The 1,873-nt window shown below is 80.9% G+C and carries 1 pseudogene; it reads left to right on the top strand.

Annotated features, from left to right (window positions below):
* Positions 1–68 precede the first annotated feature (68 nt).
* A pseudogene (locus VR45_RS39160) lies at positions 69–1,873 on the top strand (hypothetical protein); the annotation flags it as partial.

Here is a 1,873-nt window from a genome sequence, read left to right as displayed (position 1 = left end):
TCCTGGTGATCTGCGGCGTTGCCGTCGTTGCGGGCCCCGAAGCTATCGAACCCGGGCTGCTGGGCACCATGGTGGGATCCGGCCGGATTGGCCGGCGGCTGGCCCGCGGCCTGCTCGGCACCGGCCCGGCGGCCCTGCTGGATGCCGCGGCGCAGGTTGGTCAGGCGGCCGCGGACCTCCTCGGGCGCGCGGGACACCTGCGGACCCGTCAGCGGGGACGACTCGGCGGTACCGGAGACCAGGTTGGCCTGCGGGGTGCGCCGGGGGAGACCCGACATGGTGACCCCGCTGGTCGAGGGCTCGCGGACCTGCTCGGCCCGGCGCCAGCGCTCGTCGTTGGCGGACGGGCGCCACGGTGCCTCGCCGGGCTGCTGCTGGCCCGGGGCCTGCTGCTGGGCCTGCTGCGGGGGCGCCTGCTGCTCGGGCCGCGACTGCGGGGCCTGCTGCTGCGGTGCCTGCCGCTGGGCCTGCGGCTGCTGGGCCTGCGGGGCCCGCTGCTGCTGCGGGGCCTGGGCCTGCTGCTGCGGCTGGGGCTGCCGCTGCTGCGGTGCCTGCTGCTGCGGGCCCTGCGGTCGCTGCGGCCGGCCCTGGGGAGCCTGCCGCTGACCGTCCTGCGCCGGGAAGCCCGGGGCCGTGGTGCCGGGACGGCGCGGCTGGTACGCCTGCTCGCCCGGGCGACCCTCCTCGCGGTACCAGCCCTGCTCGGTCGGCGCCCCGCCCTCGGACGGGCCGGACGGCAGCGCCATCGGCTCCTGCCGCACGGGCGGCTGCTGGGCCTGCGGCTGCTGAACCTGCTGCTGCGGCTGCTGGACGTTCCGCTCCGGACGGCCCGGGTTCGGCACGCTCGGCAGCACCGGCTCCACCAGGCCGAGGCCCAGCGGGTCGCGCGGGTCGATGTCACTGGCCTCGAACCGCGGCCGGGCCATCTGCTGGGTGCTCTCCATCGAGGAGGCGTCGGCCGCAGGCAGCGGCTGGGGCTGCGGAGCCTGCGGCAGCGGCTGCTGCTGGCCCGGCTGCGGACGGTTGCCCTGGGCGGGCTGCTGCGTACGGCCGCCCTGACCCTGCTGCGGGCCCTGGGGACCCTGCGGCGGCCGGCCCTGCGGACCGGGACGGCCCTGGCCGGGGCGCTGGCGCTGCGGCAGCCCGTCCTGCGGACGCTCGCCCGGGCGGGCACCCTGCGGTGCCGGCGCGCCGGGGCGGCCCGCCTGGTCGGCCCAGCCGTGCTGCGGCTGCTCGCCGCCGCGGGCGGCGGGGGCACCGGCGCCCTGCGGACGCTCCTGGCCGGGGCGGCGTGCCCCCGGACCGCTCTGCTGCGCGTTCTGCTGGGGACCGCCCTGCTGCGGACCCTGCGGACCCTGGGGGCCGCCGGGCTGCCGGTCGCGCCGGGGCAGACCGGCGGGGGCGCCCTGCGGCGGCCCCTGTCGGCCCGGCGAGCGCTGCGGGAGGCCGCCCTGCTGGTTCGGGGCACCCTGCTGCGGCGGGGCCTGCCGGCCCGGAGCCGGTCGGCCCTGGCCGCCCTGCTGGTTCGGCGCCTGCTGGCCGGGGGCCTGCTGGTTCGGCGTACCCGGACGACCGGCCTGCGGCGGGTTCTCCCGCAGCGACTGGCCGGCCTGGCGGGTCGGCAGACCGCCGACGGGGGCGCCCGGGGCACCCTGGCCGCCGGACGGGCCGGGGCCGCCCTGGCCGAGCTGCGGCCGGCCCTGCGGGGCACCGCCCGCCGGGGCCTGGCCGAGCGCGGCCCGGTCGCCGGCGCGGCCGCCCTGGCCGGCCGGCATCTGGCGCTGCTGGCGCGGCGTCGGGGCGACCCCGCGCTGCTGCTTGGGCTGCTGGCCGCCGCCGGGGCGACCGGCGCCGCGACGGTCGGCGGAGTTGG

Origin of the sequence: Streptomyces sp. NRRL S-495, from assembly GCF_000966955.1 — a bacterium.
GTDB lineage: Bacteria > Actinomycetota > Actinomycetes > Streptomycetales > Streptomycetaceae > Kitasatospora > Kitasatospora purpeofusca.
The sequence above is the reverse complement of the archived record's forward strand: the minus strand, read 5'-3'. Positions and strand labels throughout refer to the sequence as shown.